The sequence below is a fragment of the Streptomyces sp. A 4/2 genome (assembly GCF_940670765.1).
Taxonomy (GTDB): domain Bacteria; phylum Actinomycetota; class Actinomycetes; order Streptomycetales; family Streptomycetaceae; genus Streptomyces.
Map to the genome: position 1 here is coordinate 144,268 of NZ_CALNVW010000002.1, position 20,782 is coordinate 165,049.

Consider the following 20,782-nt stretch of genomic DNA (forward strand, 5'->3'; position numbering starts at 1 on the left):
TCCTGGCTCGCGGGGTCCTGGACGCACATCGCGGGAAAGCGGGAGAAAGCGCTCCCCCGATCGGGGGAGGCCGTCGGTGGGCTCGCCGGTCATACTGGCCGCATCATGATCAGGGGAATCCGGCCGCTGCTGCGCGGCTCCACGTACACGGGTGTGCTGTACGCCTGGTGCGGCGCGTTGGCGAGCATCGCTCTGCTGCCTTTCGTGGCGCTGCCCGCACTGGCATGGCGGTCCGCCCCCTACGGGGTGCAGGTCGTTCTGGACCTGCTGGCGTGGGCGGCGCTGATCGGCGCGGTCGGGCTGGCCCGCACCACACGGCGGGGGCTGATCGTCTCCGCCCGCCGGCTGCTGAGGGTGCCGTTGCCGGATCCGCTGACCGGTCGGCGGCCGGCGGGTTCGCCCGGCACCGGCCGGGCTCCCACCGCGCCGGCGTCCGCTGCCGGCCGTTGGCGGACTCCGGTCTGGCTGCTGCTGCACGTGGCACTGGGGTGGACGGGGGCGCTGGTGAGCGGTGTGCTGATGATCGCGGGCCTGGTCCTGCCGGGGAACTGGCTCGGCGCCGAGGGAGAGCTGAGCCTGTTCGGCCGGTCGGTCCGGCTGGAGGGTGGCTGGGGCAGCTGGGCGGCGGCGCTCGGCTGCGTGCTGCTGGCGGCGGCTGTCTGTGCGGTGGTGACGGGCACTCTGCGGTGGCTGGCGCCACGGCTGTTGGGGCCGTCGTCGGCCGAGCGGCTCGCGCTGGCGGCCGAGCGGGAGCTGCTGATGGCCGAACGGAACCGGCTGGCCCACGAGTTGCACGACTCGATCGGGCACACGCTGACGGCGGCCACGATCCAGGCGGCGGTGGCGGGCGAGGTGCTGTCCGCCGACCCGGTGGCGGCGCGGGCCGCGCTGCGCAGCATCGAGGAGTCGACCCGGGCCGCACTGGAGGACCTGGACTACGTGCTGGGCGTGCTGCGCGAGGAGGAGTCGGGGACAGCCCCGACCCGCACCCTGGCCGACCTGCCCGAACTGCTGGACCGGTTGCGGCACGCGGGGGCGGTGGTGGAGCCGGAGCTGACGGGCGGGCTGGCGCAGGTGCAGGGGACGCTCTCCCGGGCGGCGTACCGGATCCTGCAGGAGGGATTGACCAACGCGTTGCGGCACGGGGCGGGCGGCCCGATCGAGGTCCGGGTGGCAGCCGCGCCGGACGGACTGGAGCTCGGTGTGGTCAACCGGACCGGGCCGCGTACGAGTACGAGTACGGGCGGGGGCCCGGGTGCCTTCCCGACGTCCGGGCACGGCCTGCCCGGACTGGCCGAGCGCGTACGCCTGTTGCACGGTGAGATCGAGGCAGGCCCGGACGGTCCGCAGCACTGGCGGTTGGCGGTCCGGCTGCCGGCCCGGTTGCGCGCGTGACGGGCTCCGACGCGAGCGCAGCCGTCACGGCCGGCGCCGCCGGAACCGGCCCCGTCACCACCAACCCCACCAGCTCCCCCGCCAACTCCCCCGTCACACTCCTGATCGCGGACGACGACGAGGTGACCCGCAGCGGTCTGCGCACCCTGCTCGCGGTGCAGCCGGGGATCACGGTGATCGGCGAGGCCGCCGACGGCGTCGAGGCGGTCGAACAGGCGCGGCGGCTGCGGCCGGACGTGGTGCTGATGGATGTACGGATGCCGCGCCGCAACGGGATAGACGCCACCCGGCAGTTGCTGGCCGGGTCGGCCGCTCCGCCGAAGGTCGTGGTGATCACCACCTTCGAGAACGACGGCTACGTCACCGCCGCGCTCAGCGCGGGGGCCAGTGGCTTCGTACTCAAGCGGCTTCCGGTCCGGCAGATCGCGGAAGCGGTACGGGTGGTGGCGGCGGGAGAGGCGATCCTCTTCCCGGCGGCGCTGCGCCGGATGGTCGCCGCCCGCCCGCTGGACTCCGCCGAGGCGCTGCCGAGGGCGGCACTGACGGGGCGGGAGGAGGAGGTGCTGAGGCTGATGGCCACCGGCCTGTCCAACCCGGAGATCGCGGAGTCGCTCACGGTGAGCCTGGAGACGGTGAAGACCCATGTCGGGAACGTGCTGACCAAACTCGGCGCGCAGAACCGGACCCACGCGGTGGTGATCGCGTACGAGTCCGGTCTGGTGGTGCCGGGGGTCGCGGGCCGACACGCCTGAACGGGCCTCCGGTGCGGGAATTCACCGACGTCGAAGAAGATCCGGTTCTCCACTTCGACACAGCCGGCCGGCCCTTTTCGACCACGGCCGACCGGCCCTTCATCCGCCGGGCCGTAGAACAGATGTGATGCCGCTCATTCTTGAGGGTGAACCCTCCAAGTGATCGCACTTGTTCGCCCGATCGGCCTCATAGCCTTGTGCGGTCGGCCCTCGGCTCGTGATGTCGAGTGGCCGTATCTGTTTCTCCGGCTTGTCATCGAAGGGCGTTCGCAGATGATTCCCGCTCAGCAGAGTGCGTTGCTCGACCGGAAGTTCGACATGTGTTTCGGGCATGCCGATCAGAACAAGGACGGGGTGGTCGACGCCGCCGACATTCTGACCTTCGCCGCGCGGATCATCGCGGCCGTGGGCGAGCCTTTCGGCTCTCCGAAATCCGTAACGATGCTGAACGTCTGCCAGGACTGGTGGCACGGCCTCGTGACCGAACTGGACACCAACGGCGACGGGAAGATCGACCCGACCGAGTACCGGGTCGGGATGCGGAAGCTCGTCGGCTCGGCCGAGAGCTTCAACGCAGCGAGCCGCCCGGTGGCGAACGCCATCTGGAGTCTCTGCGACCGTGACGACGACGGCCGGGTCACCGCCACCGAATTCAGCGCCGTGCAGCTCGCGTTCGGGACCTCGCCCGAGAACGCACGCATCGCGTTCGAGCGGCTCGACCTCAACAGCGACGGGTCACTGTCGGTGGACGAACTGATGGTCGCCTTCCGGGACTTCTACACGAGCACCGACGCCGAGACCAACGGCAACTGGCTCTTCGGAGCCGCCTTCCAGACCGCCGCGGTCTGAACAGTGCGGTCAGGGGTGACCGCCGGCCTGCCGAAGCCGCCCCCGACGGAAATTCCGACGCCCCCCCCTGCCCGCTGGGTACGCCCTGGGTTAGTTCCGCGGGCGGGGTGGGATGCCGTACTGGTCAGCCGCCGAGAAGGTCGAATGAACATCGCCGTTGTGGACGTGGACGGAACGCTCTATCAGGGGACGCTGGGTTTCGCTCTCCTGGACGAGCTGAACTCCGCGGATCTCGTCAGCGCATCAGCTGTGCACCGGGTGCGGAACGCCATGCGACAGCACCGCGGCGCGGGGAAAGCATTCCGTACCACGCTGGAGTCCACCAGCGACTGCTACGCCCGCGCCGTGGAAGGCGTCCCGCAGGAACGTATCCTCGCCGCCTCGCACGCGGCATGGCAGCGTGTTCGGCACCGATTGCTCGACAGCGCGGGCCCGTTGATCGAAATCCTGGAAAAGGGCGGGTTCGTTCCGGTGCTGATATCGGGCAGCCCGCAGGAGATGATCGACCGAATAGCCGACGAGCTGGGCATCAGCCACCGGTTCGGTATGCGGCTCGCCGTCGACAACGGCGTTTGCACACACCGATTCCTGAGCCTCCCGGCAATCCCTGAAGTGAAGGTCGGCCTGCTGCGTGAGCTGGCTTCCCAGCTGAACGCAGATATGACCGAAGCACTGGCGATCGGTAACGGGGCCTCGGACTACGCCCTGTTGCACGCCGTCGGGCATCCCATCGCCTTCGAACCGGACGAAACCCTGCGGTGCATGGCCCGGCACGGAGCCTGGACCGTCGCCGACCGCCGCACCCTCGTTCCGCAGGTATCGGCTCTCGTCTCCCCCTCACGCCCTTCCCGGCGCACAGCCACTGCGCCAGGGGTCGTTGCCGTCTCCACTGTCTCCCCCGTCTCCCCCGTCTCCACCGTCCCCTCGGAGAGGAACCTCGATGCGTACTCCGCATGACCTTGCGTCCCGGCTGATCGAGCGGAAGGTCGACGTGTGTTTCGCCCAAGCCGATCACGACCGTGACGCCCGGATCGAACTCGCCGACGTGTCGCTCCTCTTCGTCCGGATCCTGGTCTACCTGGGTGAGCCCCTGGGCAGCCGTAAGGCGCAGGCCGTCCTCGCCGCGTCACAAGGCTTCTGCGACCACATCGCGGCGGTCACCGGATGGCGGCCCGACCGGGCTATCACTCCGGAGGAATGGCGGGAGGCCATGGCGAAGGCGCTGATCGGCGGCGCCGCCGACTACGACGCCTATTTCAAGCCGGTCGGCGAAGCCGTCTGGTCCGCGGTGGACCGCGACGACGACGGGCAGATCCGGCTGACGGAATTCACCGCCTTCCAGCAGGGCATGGGAACCCCGGCCCCGAACATCGCTCTCGCGGCAGCACGGATGGGTCTGCCCACCGGGACCTCCGAGGTTCCGCTGGGAGACATCCTCCGGACGCACCGCGAGTTCTACACCAGTGACGATCCGGAAGCCGCCGGGAACTGGCTCTACGGGGACGTCTGGGCGGACGAATTCTGGGACGGCACGAAGGCCGGACTGTGAAGGTCCGGGCCGCGGTCCTGCGCCATCCGGCGCTCCCCTTCACGGTCGAGGACGTGAACCTGGCGGAGCCCGGCCCCGACGAGGTGCTCGTCCGCATCGCCGGGGTCGGCTTCTGCCACACCGATCTGCTGCCCCGCACTCCACGGACGGGCATCGCGCTGCCCCTCGTTCCGGGGCACGAGGGCTCCGGGGTCGTGGAAGCGGTCGGACAGCACGTGACCGATGTGGCCCCGGGTGACCGGGTGGTCATGTCGTTCGACTCGTGCGGCAACTGCCGCGCCTGTCTGGGAGGACGGCCGGCCAACTGCGCGACGTTCTTCCCCCGCAATCTCACCGGCCGCCGCCCCGACGGCTCCGGAACGGCCCGCGGTCAGGCAGGCGAGGAGATCTCCGCGCGGTGGTTCGCCCAGTCCTCCTTCGCCACGCACGCCGTGGTCCCGGCCCGCAGCCTCGTCCCGGTTCCGCCGTCCGCACCACGCCTGGAGCTGCTCGGCACACTCGGCTGCGGCTTCCAGACCGGGGCGGGCGCCGTCCTCAACTCCCTTCGCGTCCACGCCGGATCAAGCATCGTGGTGTCCGGAACGGGAGCCGTGGGACTCGCCGCCGTGATGGCCGCGTACGCGGCCGGAGCGACGGTGGTCGTCGCGGTGGATATCCACCCCCTGCGCCGGAAACTGGCCGAGGAGTACGGCGCGACCCACACCCTCGACGGACACAGCCGGGACCTCACCGAGGAGATCAGGGAAATCACCGATGGCGCCGACTACGCCCTCGACACCACCGGCGTGCCCTCGGTCATCACCTCGCTCATCCGCGCCCTGCACAGCCACGGCACCTGCGGCCTCATCGGTGTACAGGACGGGGACCTCACCGTGGACCCGCTGCTCCTCGCCGCCGGCCGGACCGTCAAGGGCATCATCGAGGGTGACGCCGTCCCCCGGCTGTTCGTCCCACAGCTCATCGGCCTGTGGCAGCAGGGCCGCTTCCCCTTCGACCGCCTGATCCGGACGTACCCGCTCGATGCGATCAACCAGGCGGAACGCGACGTGGCGAGCGGCGAAGTCGTCAAGGCCGTCCTCCTGCCCGTCTGACCTCCTGCCTGCCTGTCTGATCTCCTGCCCGTCTGCCCTCCTGCCCGTCTGGCTTCCCTCCCGTCCGAACAACTCACCGATCGGAAGGCTTCACCGTGCCGGCCCGCATCGCACTCGACCCTCACGCAGACATGCAGGAGCAGTCCCGGACACTGCGCGCGCAGGGAACCGTCGTCCCGGCTCAGTGGCCGGGCGGTGTCGACTGCTGGGCCGTCGTGGGCTTCGACGAGTTGGAAGCGGTTCTGACCCGGCCTCTGTACTCCCGCTCGCCCCAGCACTTCAGAGCCCTGCAGAACGGCGAGGTCCCCGCGGACTGGCCGATGATCGACCACCTGAACCGGCAGTGGATGCTGACAGCCGACGGGGCGGACCACACCCGGCTCCGCCGCATCGCCGCCACCGCCTTCACCCCCCGCCGCATCAGGAGCCTCCAGCCCGCGGTCGACCGGACCGTCACTCGTCTCCTCTCCGGCCTCGATCCCGTGCAGCGGCCGGTCGACCTGCGGACGGAGTTCGCCCTCCCGCTGGCCCTCGACGTGCTCTGCTCGCTCCTCGCTGTCCCGGAAGCCGAGCGCCCGCAGGCAACCTCCCTGGTCTTCCGGGCTCTCTCGCGCGCCGCACTCACGCCACAGGAATCCCAGCAGCTGAGCAGCGAGATCCGCACCTACCTCGGCCACCTCCTGGAGCGCCCGGCCGGGCGGGACGAGGACGGCGGTTTCGTCACCGACCTCCAACAGTCCGTCGAGAGCGGCTCCCTGACCCGGCGGGAGGCCCAGGACACTCTCTGGCTCTTCCTGGCCGCCGGCTTCGACACCACCGTGGCAGCCCTCGTCAACGCCGCCCGCGCCCTCCTCGAGAACCCGGCGCAACTGCGACGCGTCCTCGACGGCGAGGTGACCTGGGACCACGTGGTGGAGGAAGCCCTGCGCTACGACTCCAGCGTCTTCGCGCTGCCCTTCGCCTTCCCCCGCGAAGATGTCGTGCTGGGCGGGCAGCACCTCAGCAAGGGCGACGCCCTCCTGCTCTGCTACACCGCGGCCAACCGGGACACCCGGCGCACCTCCGGCGGTCGGTTCGACATCGCCGCCCCCCGGCAGCACCACCTCGCGTTCGGCCGCGGCCCGCATTTCTGCCTCGGCGCTCCACTCGCCCGGCTCCAGCTCCGTACCGCCCTGTCCGGCCTGTTCACCGCACTCCCGCCCTTGCAGCTCACCGGCCCGCCCGGTCCGCCCACCACCTCGCTGACCATCAACAGCGTCAGCGCACTCCTGGTGTCGGGCGCATCCGCACACACCCTGCACACCGAAGCGGCGGGCACCGGGCAGCCCTGAGGGCCATGGGGGAGCGCCCCCCTGTGCGCGCTCCCCCATGGCTCTTCCCCTCAGACCAGCAGCGCGGGCTCGGTGGTCCGTACTGCTGCCGGGCTCGTGCCCCGCAGCAGGACGACCGACAGCACCGCCGCGCCCGCCATGGCCACCGCCGCCCCGATCGCCGCGCAGTCCAGGGCGTGGACGAACGCGTGGTGCGCGGAGGCGAGGAGTTCGCCGTGGGCCACCGCGGTCGCGCCGCCCAGCGTCTCGCGTACGGCATCGGGCGCGCCCGCCATGTCGGCGCGGTACACCGCGGCGCCGACGGAGCCCAGGATGGCCATGCCCAGTGCCCCGCCCAGCTCCTGACCGGATTCCAGGACCGCGGCGGCCGAGCCCGCGCGCTCCGGCGGGGCCGCGCCGAGGGCGAGTTCGTTGGCAAGTGTCATGGCGGCTACCAGACCGCCCGCGTACACCGCGGCGCCGGCCACCGTGACCCAGAGCGCCGAGCCACTGTGCACCCGGCTGAGCCAGAGGAACCCGCACGCGGAGACGGCGAAGCCCGCGCCCATGACGTACGCGCGGTCGAAGCGCTTCGCCGCCAGCGCGGCGGTCGGCGCCAGTACCGCCACTCCCGCCATCGGGGCCAGCGACCAGAGCGCCGCCCTGAGCGCGCTCATGCCCAGCACGGACTGGAGGTACTGGCTGAGGAAGACGGCGAAGCCGACCGTCGCGAACATCGCCAGGAGGTTGGCGAGCAGCGATCCGCCGAAGGCGCGGTGGCGCAGCAGGGACAGGTCGATCATGGGGTGTTCGACGCGCTGCTGACGCAGGACGAAGACGACGCCGACGGCGAGGCCGGCCGTGACGGAGAGAGCGGGCAGCGGGGCGTAGCCGTGCGCCGCCAGTTCCTTGATGCCGTAGATGACCGGGAGCAGGGTGGCGAGCGAGAGCGCCGCGCTGAACAGGTCGAACGTTCCCCTGACGGGCGCCCTGAACTCCGGGAGCAGCAGCGGCCCGAGGATCAGCAGGAGCGCCATCGCGGGCAGGTTGACGAGGAAGACCGAGCCCCACCAGAAGTGTGCGAGGAGCAGTCCGCTGACGACCGGGCCGAGTGAGATGCCGGTGGTCATCACCCCGGTCCACAGGGCGATGGCCCGACCGCGCTGCTTCTCGTCGAGGAAGAGGTTGCGGATGATGGCGAGGGTCGAGGGCATCAGCGCCGCGCCACCGACGCCGAGCAGCGCCCGGACCGCGATGAGCATCTCGGCGCTGTGGGCGTACGCGGCCACGACCGACGCGGCACCGAAGAGCGCGGCCCCGCCGAGCACCATCCTGCGCCGCCCGACGCGGTCACCGAGCGCGCCCATCGTGATCAGCAGCCCGGCGAGCACGAAGCCGTACATGTCGAGGATCCAGAGCTGCTGGGTGGCGCTGGGCTCCAGGTCCTGGCTGATGGACGGGATGGCGAAGTAGAGGATGGAGACGTCCATCGACACGAGCAGCAGGGGCAGCATCAGCACCGCGAGCGCGGTCCATTCGCGGCGGCCCGCGGTGGGTGGTCCGGCGGAGTGTCCGGTGGATTCAGTGGTCATGCCGGGAGCGAAGCAGCCGGTCGCGTACACCGCAAACAGCGGCCTAGTGCACCTCCACAACGACCAGCTCCCAGCAGGCATTTGACGCTCAGGTGCACTAGTACACTCACGGAGTGGACACCGAACCGCCCTACCGACGCATCGCCGCCGAGATCCGCCGCCGGATCGATGCCGGCGAACTTTCGCCGGGCGCGCGCGTCCCGTCGACGAGGGCCATCACCGAGGAGTGGGGCGTGGCGATGGCGACGGCCACCAAGGCGCTGGCCGCACTGCGCCAGGAGGGGCTGGTGCGGGCGGTGCCCGGCGTCGGGACGGTCGTCACCGCACCGGCCGCGCCCGCCCCACCGGGCCGTGGCCCCGCCGGGGCGGGCGCGGGGCTGAGCCGCGACCGCGTCGTGCGTACGGCGGTCGCGCTCGCCGACAGCGAGGGTCTGCCCGCGCTGTCGATGCGGCGGGTGGCGACCGAACTCGGCCTCTCCACCATGGCGCTGTACCGGCACGTCCAGGGCAAGGGCGAGCTGGTGCAGCTGATGGCGGACGCCGTCTGCGCCGAACAGCCGCTGCCCGCACGGCAGCCCGACGACTGGCGCGAGCGCTTCGTGTGCGGCGCCCGGTGGATGTGGGCGGTGTACAACCGGCACCCGTGGATGGTCCACGCCATGGCCTCCCTCACCCGGCCCACGCCCGTCCCGAACGCCATGGCGTACACCGAGTGGATGCTGCGCGCGGGCGCGGACACAGGGCTCTCGAAGAGCCGGCTGATGCACCTCCATCTCACGCTCTTCGCCTACATCCAGGGGCTGGCGATGGCCACCGACCTGGAGGCGCAGGCGCTCCAGGACACCGGACTGTCCACCGACGAGTGGATGGCACGGAACGAGACACAGTTCGAGGTTCTCGCCGCGACCGGCGCCTACCCGCATCTGAATTCGCTGGATGAACACGGTGGCTTCGAACTGGACCTCACCACCCTCTTCGAATTCGGGCTGCACCGGATTCTGGACGGCACCGCGGCACTCATCAGCAAAGTTCCCGAATAGCGAACACGACCATGTGGACAACGGACGATTTTCGGCCAACCTTTTGACGCGCTCCTGACAGCGGCACTTCACAGATGACACTCTCTCCCCGTTCTGCGCACTGCTTGCTCTGCCAGGGCGGCTCACCAGGTCGCTCTGTCCCCCTCGCAGAAGGAGATCGCGTGAGACCCACGCACCGTCGTGCCACCGCCACCGGCGCCCTCGTCGCCGCTGCGGCCCTGCTCGCCGTAGGCGTTCAGACCGGCACAGCCTCCGCGTCACCCGAGAACAGCAGCGCTTCCGCCGCTGTCACCGCCAAGGCCCGCCCCGGCGCGGCCCCCGCCGCTCTCTCGCCCGCCCAGCGGGCCGAGTTGATCCGCGAGGCCAACGCCACCAAGGCGGCCACCGCGAAGGACCTCGGTCTCGGGGCACATGAACAGCTCCAGGTCCGCGACGTCACCCAGGACCGGGACGGCACCACGCACACCCGGTACGAGCGCACCTACGACGGACTGCCGGTACTCGGCGGCGACCTGGTCGTCGACCAGTCGAAGGCGGGGCAGACCGAGGGCGTCACCAAGGCGTCCCGCGCAGAACTGAAGAACATCAGCACCGGTGCGACCGTCGCGCCGGCCGCCGCCGAGAAGTCGGCGCTGAAGGCCGCGGCGGTGCAGGGCTCGGCGAAGACCAAGGCCGACAAGGCGCCCCGCAAGGTGATCTGGCTGGCGCAGGGCACGCCGACACTCGCCTACGAGACGGTCGTCGGCGGCTTCCAGGACGACGGCACCCCGAGCGAACTGCACGTCATCACCGACGCCACCACCGGCAAGAAGCTCTTCGAGCGCCAGGCGATCGAGACCGGCGTCGGCAACACCGAGTACAGCGGCCAGGTCACCCTCGGCACGACGCAGTCGGGGTCCACCTACACGCTGAACGACGCGAGCCGCGGTGGCCAGCTGACGTACAACCTGAACCACGGTTCGTCCGGCAAGGGCACCCTGTACTCGAACACCACGGACACCTGGGGCAACGGCCTCGCCTCCAACTCGGAGACGGCCGCCGCCGACGCGCACTACGGCGCCGCCGAGACCTGGGACTTCTACAAGAACGTTTTCGGCCGCAATGGCATCGCGGGTGACGGCGTCGCCGCCTACTCCCGTGTCCACTACGGCAATTCGTATGTGAACGCCTTCTGGGACGACAGCTGCTTCTGCATGACGTACGGCGACGGCTCGGGCAACGCCGCCCCGCTGACCGCCATCGACGTCGCCGGCCACGAGATGTCGCACGGCGTCACCGCCGCCACCGCGGGTCTCAACTACAGCGGTGAGTCCGGCGGCCTCAACGAGGCCACCTCGGACATCTTCGGCACCGCCGTCGAGTTCTACGCCAACAACGCCTCCGACCCGGGCGACTACCTCATCGGCGAGAAGATCGACATCAACGGCGACGGCTCCCCGCTGCGCTACATGGACAAGCCCAGCAAGGACGGCGCTTCGGCCGACAACTGGTCGTCCAGCCTCGGCGGCCTCGACGTCCACTACTCGTCGGGCCCCGCGAACCACTTCTTCTACCTGCTCAGCGAGGGCAGCGGCAAGAAGACCGTCAACGGCGTCAACTACGACTCGCCCACGTCCGACGGCCTGCCGGTCACCGGCATCGGCCGGGACAAGGCCGAGCTGATCTGGTACAAGGCGCTCACCGAGAAGTTCACCTCGACGACCAACTACGCGGCGGCCCGCACCGGGACGCTCGCGGTCGCCAGTGAGCTGTACGGCGCGACCAGCGCCGAATACAAGTCCGTCGCCGACGCGTGGGCCGGCATCAATGTCGGCACGCGCCCCGGCGGTGGCGGTGACCCGGGAACGGGCACCGTCTTCCAGTCCACCACGAAGGTGTCGATCCCGGACGGCGGTGCGGCGATCAACTCGCCGATCGCGGTCACGGGTGTGACGGGCAAGGCTCCGGCCACGCTCAAGGTGGACGTCGACATCAGCCACACGTGGCGGGGTGACCTGGTCATCGACCTGGTCGGCCCGAGTGGCAAGACGTACCGGCTGAAGAACTCCAGCTCGTCCGACTCGGCGGACAACGTGGTGGCCACCTACACGGTCAACGCGTCCAGCGAGACGGCCAACGGCACCTGGAAGCTCAAGGTCCAGGACGTCGCACGGCAGGACACCGGAACGCTCAACAGCTGGAAGCTCACCTTCTGATTCCAGCGCTCCACGGCAGCAACCGCTGCACGCACCAAGGACAGTGCTGCCCGGGGTGACCCCAATCTCCCCCGGGCAGCACCACCACCCGCACGTCACCCGCATATCCCCAACCCCCCACCTCTGAAAGGGAAAATCGAGTGACTTCTCACATATCCCGCTCGCAGCGCATCGCCGGTTCGATCGCCGTCGCGGCGCTTCTGGCCACCGGCCTCACCACCCTCGCCTCCGGCTCCGCGGGCGCCACACCCGCCCCCGCCGCACCCGGAGCGCAGGCGCTCTCCCTCTCCACCACCCAGCACGCCGACCTGCTCCGCGCGGCGAGCGCCGACGCGTCGAGCACGGCCGGGAAGCTCGGCCTGGGCAGCCAGGAGAAGCTCATCGCCCGGGACGTCATCAAGGACGCCGACGGCGCCACGCACACCCGGTACGAGCGCACCTACGCCGGACTTCCGGTCCTCGGCGGCGACCTGGTCGTCCACACCGCGAAGAGCGGCGCGACCAGTGTCACCAAGGCCACCAAGTCGACCATCAAGGTCGCGGGCACCACGGCGACCGTGAAGCCCGCCACCGCGCAGCAGAAGGCGCTCGTCGCGGCCAAGTCCGCAGGCTCCGCCAAGACTTCGGCCGACCAGGCCCCGCGCAAGGTCATCTGGGCGGCCAGCGGCAAGCCGGCCCTCGCCTACGAGACGGTCGTCGGCGGCTTCCAGGACGACGGCACCCCCAGCCAGCTGCACGTCGTCACCGACGCCACCACCGGCAAGAAGCTCGCCGAGTGGCAGGCCGTCAAGACCGGCACCGGAACCAGCGAGTACAGCGGGAAGGTCACCCTCGGCACGACGAAGTCGGGGTCCAACTACACGCTGAATGACGCGGGCCGCGGCGGCCACATGACGTACAACCTGAACCACGGCAGCTCGGGCAAGGGCACGCTGTACTCGAACACCACCGACACCTGGGGCAACGGCCTCGCCTCCAACTCGGAGACGGCGGCGGTCGACGCGCACTACGGCGCCGCCGAGACCTGGGACTTCTACAAGGACGTCCTGAAGCGCAACGGCATCGCGGGCGACGGCGTCGCCTCGTACAGCCGGGTCCACTACGGCCAGAGCTACGTGAACGCGTTCTGGGACGACAGCTGCTTCTGCATGACGTACGGCGACGGCGAGGGCAACGCCGCCCCGCTGACCGCCATCGACGTCGCCGGCCACGAGATGTCGCACGGTCTGACGGCGGCCACCGCCAACCTCGACTACTACGGTGAGTCGGGCGGCCTGAACGAGGCCACCTCGGACATCTTCGGTACGTCCGTCGAGTTCTACGCCAACAACACCTCGGACCCGGGCGACTACCTCATCGGCGAGAAGATCGACATCAACGGCGACGGCTCCCCGCTGCGCTACATGGACAAGCCCAGCAAGGACGGCGGCTCGGCCGACTACTGGTCGTCCAGCCTCGGCAACCTGGACGTCCACTACTCGTCGGGCCCCGCGAACCACTTCTTCTACCTGCTCAGCGAGGGCAGCGGCAAGAAGACCATCAACGGCGTCAACTACGACTCGCCCACCTCGGACGGCTCCACGGTCACCGGCATCGGCCGGGACAAGGCCATCCAGATCTGGTACAAGGCGCTGTCTACGTACATGACGTCCACGACCAACTACTCGGCAGCCCGCGTGGCGACGCTCAAGGCCGCGAGCGACCTGTACGGCGCGACCAGCGCCGAGTACAAGGCGGTCGGCGCCGCCTGGACCGGCATCAACGTGAAGTAACAACACCGCACCACGAAGGCCCCGCCCGCACCGGACCACGGTGCGCGGGCGGGGCCTTCCGCTGTCCGGGGCGCGGGCTGTGCCTGCCGGGCTCTCGTGCGATTCCCGTGCGATTCCGTGAAGTTCTAGGCTGGCCGAATGACCGAACCACGGGTACGTGTCCTGCTCGCCGACGACGAGAAGATGATTCGCGCGGGGATTCGCGCCGTGCTCGGCGCTGCCCCGTCCATCGAGGTCGTCGCGGAGGCGGGGGACGGACGCGAGGCCGTCGAACTGACCCTGAAACACCGCCCGGACGTAGCCCTGCTCGACATCCGCATGCCACGTCTCGACGGCCTGCAGGCAGCGGAGGAGCTGCGGACGGCCGCTCCCGGAACCGCTCTGGTCATGCTCACCACCTTCTCCGAGGACGAGTACATCGTGCGGGCCCTCGGTGCGGGCGTCAGCGGCTTTCTGCTGAAGTCCGGGGACCCGCGCGAGCTGATCGCCGGGGTACAGGCCGTCGCCGAGGGTGCCGCGTTCCTCTCCCCCGAGGTGGCACGGCGCGTCCTCGCCCACCTCGGCACGGCCCGGTTGTCCCGGGCCGCCGACGCGCGCGGCAAGCTGGACCAGCTCACCGGACGGGAGCGCGAGGTGGTGGCGCTGGTCGCTGCGGGGCTCTCCAATGCGGAGATCGCGGCGAAACTGTACGTGGTGGAGGGCACCGTGAAGGCCCATGTGAGCGCCGTCCTGAGTCGGCTGGAACTCAAGAACCGCGTACAACTGGCGATTCTGGCGTACGAGGCGGGTCTGGTGGACGGCACCGTCTGACCCGGGCCCGGTCACCGCAGCCCCGGCAGGACGCCAAGTTCGCTGATCCGCAGCGCACGGGCGAGCAGCAGGAACAGAACGAGCATCGCGGCGCCTCCGGCGACCAGCGCGAGGGCGGCTGCCCCGGTGGGCGAGGCCAGTGCGGTGGAGCAGCGGTCGGCCACGAGCCAGCCGCACGCTCCGGCAACGAGGGCCGCCAGCATCAGCCTTCCGTACGTGCCCAACAGCCTTCTGCCGTCGATCCGGCCTGCTAGGTGGCGTCGCAGCAGCCGCGCCGTGACCAGGAGGCCGACGCCATAGGACAGGGCATAGGCGGCTGCCATTCCGGTGACCGCCCAGCGCGCCGGCATCAGCAGGTGGCAGCCGGTGGCCAGGACGACGTCGACCGCACCGATCCAGACCGCGGCCAGCCACGGGGTCCGCGTGTCGTCGAAGGCATAGAAGCCGCGCAGGAGCACGTACTGCGCGGAGAAGGGGATCAGACCCGGGCCGAACGCCTGGAGCATGTACCCCAGCGGCCGGGTGGAGGCGGAATCGGCAGCGCCGTGGGCGAAGAGCAGTTGTGCCACCTGCGGTCCGAGAGCGAGAAAGAAGAAGGCAGCCGGGACGATGACGACACCGCTGGTCCGCAACGTGTGGGAGAGGTCCTTCCGCATGTCGTCCGGGCGGTTCTCGGCGACGGCCCGGCTCATCCGCGGTAACAGCACGGTCACCAGCGAGACCGTCACGACGGACTGCGGCAGCATCCAGATCGTCTGCGCATAGGTATAGGCGGAGAAGCCCACACCGCCCCGGGGCAGCGCCTTATCGGCGGCGGAGGCATAGCGGGTCACCACCGTGCCGGCCGCCAGATTGGTCGCGACGAACAGAAGTGTCCAGCGAGCAGCGCCGATACTTCTGCGGAGTCCGGTGCCGCGCCAGTCGAAACGCGGGCGGAAGCGGAAGCCGGCGGCCCGGACGAAGGGGATCAGGGCGAGCGCCTGGACAGCGAGGGCGAGCGTCGTGCCGACCCCGAGCAGCGTCACCTGCGTCCGGGTGATGTCCTGTACCCGGTCCGGCGCCGTCATCATGCCGACGTACCCACCGAACACGGCGACGAGGACCACGTTGTTGAGGACCGGGGTCCACATCATCGCGCCGAACTTGTTCCGGGCGTTGAGTACTTGCCCCAGGATGCTGAACAGTCCGTAGAAGAAGACCTGTGGCAGCAGGAACCGGGCGAAGACCACGGTCAGTCGGAACGCTGCGTGGTTCTCCGGCGAATCGGTCTGATAGAGCCCGACGATCCGAGGCGCGGCCCACACCGCCAGCAGAGTGCCGGCTCCGAGCACGGACATCGTGAGAGTGACCAGCCGCTGCTCGAAGGCCCGACCGCCGTCCGGCTGCTCGATACGGGCCCGCACCAGCTGGGGGACCAGCACGGAGTTGAGTGCGCCGCCGATGAGCAGGAAGTACAGACTCGCGGGTACGGCATTGGCCTCGTTGTACGTGGTGGCGAGGAGCCCCGTTCCGAGCGCTCCGGCCTGGAGCACTTGTCTGATCAGTCCAGTCGCACGGGACACCACGGTGCCCACCGCCATCAGCGCGGAGGAGCGGAGCAGTCCACGCTGTGCCGCAACCGGCCTCGCTGCGGCATGCCGCCCGCGGGCGGGCTTCCTCCGTGACCGTGTACCGGCCGTGGGCTCGGTCCCCTCCACCATGTCCCCCTCTGTGCTTCCGCCGGTTCGGTCTCCGCCGGACTCGACGCTAGGGGGAACCGCCGGCCCTTCCACGGGGCGAAAGACAACAGCCGTCCCCCACTTTCGTCAGGGGCCAGGGAGCCTGTGGTCCGGCAAGCTGGGGCCATGCGGAGAGAACGGATCGTCGTCGACCTGGCGCTCTGGGCACTGGTCAGCGCGCCCGTGGTGCTGTGGGCCGTCGTGCGCGACGGCGGCCCGTGGTGGCGGGCGGTGTCCGGCGTCGCTGTCCTCGCGGCCGGTATCGCGCTCTCCCGATTCCTGCCGCTGACCGCTCTCCTGCTCACCGTCGTGCTCGCCCTCACCACCACGCTGGAGTTGTGGACTCCGGCCTACGCGATCGCCTTGGCGACCTTCGGCTGTCTGGCGGGCCGCCGGACCGCACTCGCCCGGCCTGCCCTGCACGCCTTCGCCGGGACGGCGGCGGTCGGACTTCTCCTCACCCGGATCGCTCACCGTGACCTCTGGACCTGGCTCACCCAGCTGACCACCCTGGCCTTCGCGGTCATGGTCCCTTGGCTGGTCGGACGGTACGCCCGGCAGTACGCCCAACTCATCGACACAGGCTGGCTGCTGGCCGATCGTCTGGAGCGCGAGCAGCGCGGCGCGGCCGACCGGGCGAGGCTGCGCGAACGGTCCCGGATCGCGGGCGACATGCACGATTCGCTCGGACACGAACTCTCGCTGATCGCGGTGCGGGCGGCGGCCCTGGAGGTCGATCCCTCGCTCGGAGCGAAGCAGCAGAGCGCCGCGGGCGAACTACGGGCCGCCGCCGGTGACGCGACAGCCCGGCTGCGGGACATCATCGGAGTGCTCCGGGAGAACGACGAGGCTGCTCCCGTCGCACCGACCGGGGAGTCGGTCACCGATCAGGTGAAGCGGGCACAGGAGTCCGGTATGGAAGTGGAGTTGCGTGGCGAAGTACCGGCGGGCGATCTTGCCCCGATGACCCGTCGTGCGGTCCACCGGACCGTCCAGGAGTCGCTCACCAATGCGGCGAAGCACGCGCCGGGGGCACGGGTCACGGTCGTACTCACCCGATCCGACAGCGCACTGAAGGTGACCGTCACCAGTACGGCGCGCTCGGCAGGCCCCGCACCGGACCCGCCGGGCAGCGGCACCGGTCTGGTCGGGCTGGACGAGCGCATTCGCCTGGCCGGTGGGGTCCTCACCCATGGCCCTCTGCCCGCCGGCGGCTTCGAGGTGACCGCGACCCTGCCGCCGGCACCCGGACCGCCTCCGTTGCGCACTCCCGAAACCTCACCCCTGGCAAGGGAGTTGGCGCGGGCGCGGCAACAGGTGCGGCGGCGACTGAAGCAGGCGATCTGGGTTCCGCTCGCGGCGACAGCCGCCATCGGGGCGCTGATCGGCGCCGTCGGCCTCTTCACCCGGTACGAGACGGTCCTCGGCCGCTCGCAGTACGAACTGATCCGGGTGGGCGATGCCAGAGCCGATGTCCGCCCCAGGCTCCCTCCGCACAGCATGGAGAACGCCCCGGACGGCGCTCCGCAGCAGTCGGCCGGTCCGGAGTGTACGTACTACCGCACCAGCATCTTCGCCTCGCTGCCCGCGTACCGGCTGTGCTTCGCCGACGGAAAGCTGGTCTCCAAAGCAGTGGTCGCCGAAACAGTCGTCTCCAGAGCGATTGCCTCCAGAGCGATTGCCTCCTGAGCAGTGGCCTGCGAGAAGGTGATCTCCGATGCGGGCAACCGGGGTGTTTGCCGGGCCGGGCAGCGCCGGCAATCACCCTGCATCCCATTTTCCCTCCGCCGAGACGCCCCGGCTCATCCCCCACGGGCCCGGCACCGAAGCAGGCGCCGGCCCGTGGGGGATGACGTTTCCGTCACCTCAGCAGTACGCCCGCGCCCTCCCCCGTGGCAACCGTCGGCAGGGCGAGCAGCCCCATCTCCGCTCCGGTCGCGAGGAGTTGGTGGGCCGGCAGAATACGGACCGTATAGCCGTAGGGACCCGTGCGGTCGAGGGCCAATGGGCCCTCGTACAGCCAGTGGCCCTCCAGGTCCGGGCCGCCGGCCGGCTTGAGGGCCACGGTCCGTGCCTGGGCGATGCGGTCCTGTGCGTCGACCCGGCCGGACACCGCCTGCACCTCCACGTCGTCCGGCCGCAGGGCCCCGAGTGCCACCTGTACTCGCAGTTCAAGGGTGGAACCGAGCTCGGCGGTGCCGTTGGGCGTGGTCGCTGCGACGGCCTCCACATGGTCGACGTGGACGTCCGGCCAGGCGGCCCGCACCCTCGCCTTCCAGTCCGCCAACTCCCGTGCCGGGCCGGGCCCGAGAGCCCGGTGGGCGAGCGCGGCGGGCGCGTAGAGCCGCTCCACGTACTCACGCACCATCCGCCCCGCCAGCACCTTCGGGCCCAGCGTGGCCAGGGTGGAGCGGACCATTCCCACCCAGCGTTCGGGCAGCCCGGCGGAGTCGCGGTCGTAGAAGCGCGGCACCACCCGGTCCTCGATCAGTTCGTACAGCGCGGCGGACTCCAGCTCGTCGCGCCGGTCCTCGTCCGTCCCGGACCCGTCGGCCGTGGGGATCGCCCAGCCGAAGTCGGGCTCGAACCACTCGTCCCACCAGCCGTCGAGCACCGAGAGGTTGAGGCAGCCGTTGAGTGCCGCCTTCATCCCGGACGTCCCGCACGCCTCCAGCGGGCGGAGCGGGTTGTTCAGCCACACGTCGCAGCCCGGGTAGAGCCGCTCGGCCATCGCCATCCCGTAGTCCGGCAGGAAGACGATGCGGTGGCGCACCCGGGGATCGTCCGCGAAGCGCACCAGCTCCTGCACCAGCCGTTTCCCGCCGTCGTCGGCCGGATGGGCCTTGCCCGCGACAACGATCTGGATCGGCCTGGTGGGGTGCAGCAGCAGCTCCGTCAGCCGTTCGCGGTCGCGCAGCATCAGGGTGAGGCGCTTGTACGAGGGGACACGCCGGGCGAATCCGATGGTCAGGACCGAGGGGTCCAACACGCCCTCGATCCATCCGAGTTCGGCCTCGGAGGCCCCGCGTCCACGCCAGGAGGCGTGCAGCCGGGTCCGTACTTCGCCGACCAACTGCTCACGCAGGGTCCGGCGCAGTTCCCAGACGTCGGCGTCCGTGATCCGGGCGGCATCGTCCCAGGCCTCCGGCCCGTCCAGCGGGCCCGCCTGGCCGATGTCGCCCGCCTGGCCGATGTCGCCAGTGTCACCGGTGTGGCCGGTGTGGCCGGTGTGGCTCACGCCCCGGACCTGTCCGGTCGGTCCGCCGGGCCCGGCAGAGGCCCCGCCGGTTCCGGCAGCGGCCGGCCGGGCGGATCCCAGCCGGGTGACCTCGGGCGCCACCCAGGTCGGGGCGTGCACCCCGTTGGTGATCGAGGTGATCGGCACCTCGTCGGGGTCGAATCCCGGCCACAGTCCGGCGAACATGTCCCGGCTGACGGCGCCGTGCAGGGTGGAGACCCCGTTGGCACGCTGGGCCAGCCGCAGTCCCATCACCGCCATGTTGAAGAGATTCGGTTCGCCGCCCGGGTAGCTCTCCGTGCCGAGTTGCAGGACGCGCACCGGGTCGACGCCCGGCAGTTCGCCGTCGTCCCCGAAGTGCCGGGCGACGAGCTCGCGGTCGAACCGGTCGATTCCGGCCGGTACGGGGGTGTGGGTGGTGAAGACGGTCCCGGCGCGCACGGCTTCCAGTCCCGCGTCGAAGTCCAGTCCCGCACCCGCGAGTTCACGGATGCGCTCCAGACCGAGGAACCCGGCGTGCCCCTCGTTGGTGTGGAACACCTCGGGGTCGGGGTGCCCGGTGAGACGGCAGTACGTGCGCAGCGCCCGCACCCCGCCGATACCCAGCAGCATCTCCTGGAGCAGCCGGTGCTCGCTGCCGCCGCCGTACAGCCGGTCGGTGACACCGCGCTCTCCCGGCTCGTTCTCCTCGACGTCGGAGTCGAGCATCAGCAGCGGGACCCGGCCGACCCGCGCCTGCCAGATGTGCGCCCTGAGCGAGCGTCCGCCGGGAAGCGTGAGGGAGATCTGGCAGGGTGAGCCGTCGCGCTCACGCAGCAGGCTCACCGGCAGTTCGTCCGGGTCGAGCACCGGATAGTGCTCCTGCTGCCAGCCGTCGCGCGAGAGGGACTGGCGGAAGTAGCCGTGCCGGTAGAGCAGACCGACCGCGATGAGTGGTACGCCCAGGTCGCTTGCGGCCTTCAGATGGTCACCGGCGAGGATGCCGAGGCCGCCGGAGTACTGCGGGAGCGCAGCGGTCACACCGAACTCGGGTGAGAAGTAGCCGATGGCAGCGGGCAGCCCGGCGGGCTGTTCCTGGTACCAGCGCGGTCCGTGCAGATAGGTGTCGAGGTCGGCGGCGGCTTCGGTCAGTGCGTGCAGGAAGTCCGGATCGGCGGCCAGTTCGGCGAGCCGTGCGGCGGACACCGATCCGAGCACCTGCACGGGGTCACCACCGGTCGGCAGCCGGCCGTCGGGGTCGACTCTTCTGAACAGGTCCCGGGTCCCGGCATGCCAGGACCAGCGGAGATTGCGGGCGAGCTCACCCAGCGGGAGCAGCGGCTCGGGGAGGACGGGGCGGACGGTGAATCGACGAATGGCCTTCACGTGCTCCACCTTCGCAGGGGATGTGCGCATCCGAGGGGACGCACAGCGGTGTGCGTCCGCGCTTCACCCCCGAAGGTAGCCGCGGTCACCACCCGCAACCACGGCG

15 protein-coding genes are annotated in these 20,782 nt (G+C 70.4%); 12 read left to right on the forward strand and 3 right to left on the reverse strand.

The genetic code is table 11. The annotated features are described in order from the left end of the window. Positions 1–105: 105 nt before the first annotated feature. From NBY69_RS01395 to NBY69_RS01425, 7 genes are all read left to right on the forward strand, one after another. Positions 106–1,395 (forward strand): histidine kinase, encoded by a 1,290-nt coding sequence (locus tag NBY69_RS01395; protein WP_250297726.1) that lies wholly within the window; start codon positions 106–108, stop codon positions 1,393–1,395. Between the two features lie 101 nt (positions 1,396–1,496). Beyond that, positions 1,497–2,147, forward strand: coding sequence for a response regulator transcription factor (locus NBY69_RS01400; RefSeq protein ID WP_284347826.1), 651 nt, complete (start codon positions 1,497–1,499; stop codon positions 2,145–2,147). Positions 2,148–2,420: 273 nt separating this feature from the next. Then, positions 2,421–2,996, forward strand: coding sequence for an EF-hand domain-containing protein (locus tag NBY69_RS01405; protein ID WP_250297727.1), 576 nt, complete (start codon positions 2,421–2,423; stop codon positions 2,994–2,996). Between the two features lie 144 nt (positions 2,997–3,140). After that, a complete protein-coding gene (locus NBY69_RS01410) occupies positions 3,141–3,953 on the forward strand; it encodes an HAD family phosphatase (protein WP_250297728.1) in 813 nt (270 codons plus the stop codon). Further along, entirely contained in the window at positions 3,937–4,545 is a 609-nt protein-coding gene (locus NBY69_RS01415; RefSeq protein WP_250297729.1) for a hypothetical protein, read from the forward strand. Before NBY69_RS01410 ends, NBY69_RS01415 begins: the two co-directional genes overlap by 17 nt. Next, positions 4,542–5,636 (forward strand): NAD(P)-dependent alcohol dehydrogenase, encoded by a 1,095-nt coding sequence (locus NBY69_RS01420; RefSeq protein WP_250297730.1) that lies wholly within the window; start codon positions 4,542–4,544, stop codon positions 5,634–5,636. The genes NBY69_RS01415 and NBY69_RS01420 overlap by 4 nt, the downstream gene beginning before the upstream one ends. Before the next feature lie 131 nt (positions 5,637–5,767). Further along, the gene (locus NBY69_RS01425; RefSeq protein WP_250297731.1) at positions 5,768–6,967 is read left to right on the forward strand and encodes a cytochrome P450; all 1,200 of its coding nucleotides are present in this window, start codon (positions 5,768–5,770) and stop codon (positions 6,965–6,967) included. 50 nt (positions 6,968–7,017) lie between these two features. Here NBY69_RS01425 and NBY69_RS01430 read toward each other — a convergent pair whose 3' ends face one another. Then, positions 7,018–8,538, reverse strand: a complete 1,521-nt coding sequence (locus NBY69_RS01430) for an MFS transporter (protein ID WP_250297732.1) — start codon at positions 8,536–8,538, stop codon at positions 7,018–7,020. Positions 8,539–8,651: 113 nt separating this feature from the next. On the opposite strand from NBY69_RS01430, the gene NBY69_RS01435 reads away from it, so the two are divergent. The 4 genes from NBY69_RS01435 to NBY69_RS01450 all read left to right on the forward strand — a co-directional run bounded on the left by NBY69_RS01435 (position 8,652) and on the right by NBY69_RS01450 (position 14,355). After that, positions 8,652–9,578 (forward strand): TetR/AcrR family transcriptional regulator C-terminal domain-containing protein, encoded by a 927-nt coding sequence (locus NBY69_RS01435; protein ID WP_250297733.1) that lies wholly within the window; start codon positions 8,652–8,654, stop codon positions 9,576–9,578. Between the two features lie 161 nt (positions 9,579–9,739). Then, positions 9,740–11,773, forward strand: coding sequence for a M4 family metallopeptidase (locus tag NBY69_RS01440; RefSeq protein ID WP_250297734.1), 2,034 nt, complete (start codon positions 9,740–9,742; stop codon positions 11,771–11,773). Positions 11,774–11,913: 140 nt separating this feature from the next. Then, positions 11,914–13,545: a M4 family metallopeptidase gene (locus NBY69_RS01445; protein ID WP_250297735.1), complete on the forward strand. Its 1,632-nt coding sequence runs from the start codon at positions 11,914–11,916 to the stop codon at positions 13,543–13,545. A gap of 138 nt (positions 13,546–13,683) precedes the next feature. After that, positions 13,684–14,355 carry a response regulator transcription factor gene (locus NBY69_RS01450; RefSeq protein ID WP_250297736.1) on the forward strand — a complete coding sequence of 224 codons (672 nt, stop codon included), beginning with the start codon at positions 13,684–13,686 and terminating at the stop codon, positions 14,353–14,355. 11 nt (positions 14,356–14,366) lie between these two features. Here NBY69_RS01450 and murJ read toward each other — a convergent pair whose 3' ends face one another. Then, positions 14,367–16,055 (reverse strand): murein biosynthesis integral membrane protein MurJ, encoded by a 1,689-nt coding sequence (gene murJ / locus NBY69_RS01455; protein WP_266640687.1) that lies wholly within the window; start codon positions 16,053–16,055, stop codon positions 14,367–14,369. A 144-nt stretch (positions 16,056–16,199) separates the two neighbouring features. On the opposite strand from murJ, the gene NBY69_RS01460 reads away from it, so the two are divergent. Further along, positions 16,200–17,762: a sensor histidine kinase gene (locus tag NBY69_RS01460; protein ID WP_250297738.1), complete on the forward strand. Its 1,563-nt coding sequence runs from the start codon at positions 16,200–16,202 to the stop codon at positions 17,760–17,762. Between the two features lie 172 nt (positions 17,763–17,934). Here the strand turns inward: NBY69_RS01460 and glgP are convergent, their stop codons facing one another. Beyond that, positions 17,935–20,676 (reverse strand): alpha-glucan family phosphorylase, encoded by a 2,742-nt coding sequence (gene glgP, locus NBY69_RS01465; RefSeq protein WP_250297739.1) that lies wholly within the window; start codon positions 20,674–20,676, stop codon positions 17,935–17,937. Positions 20,677–20,782: the final 106 nt, after the last annotated feature.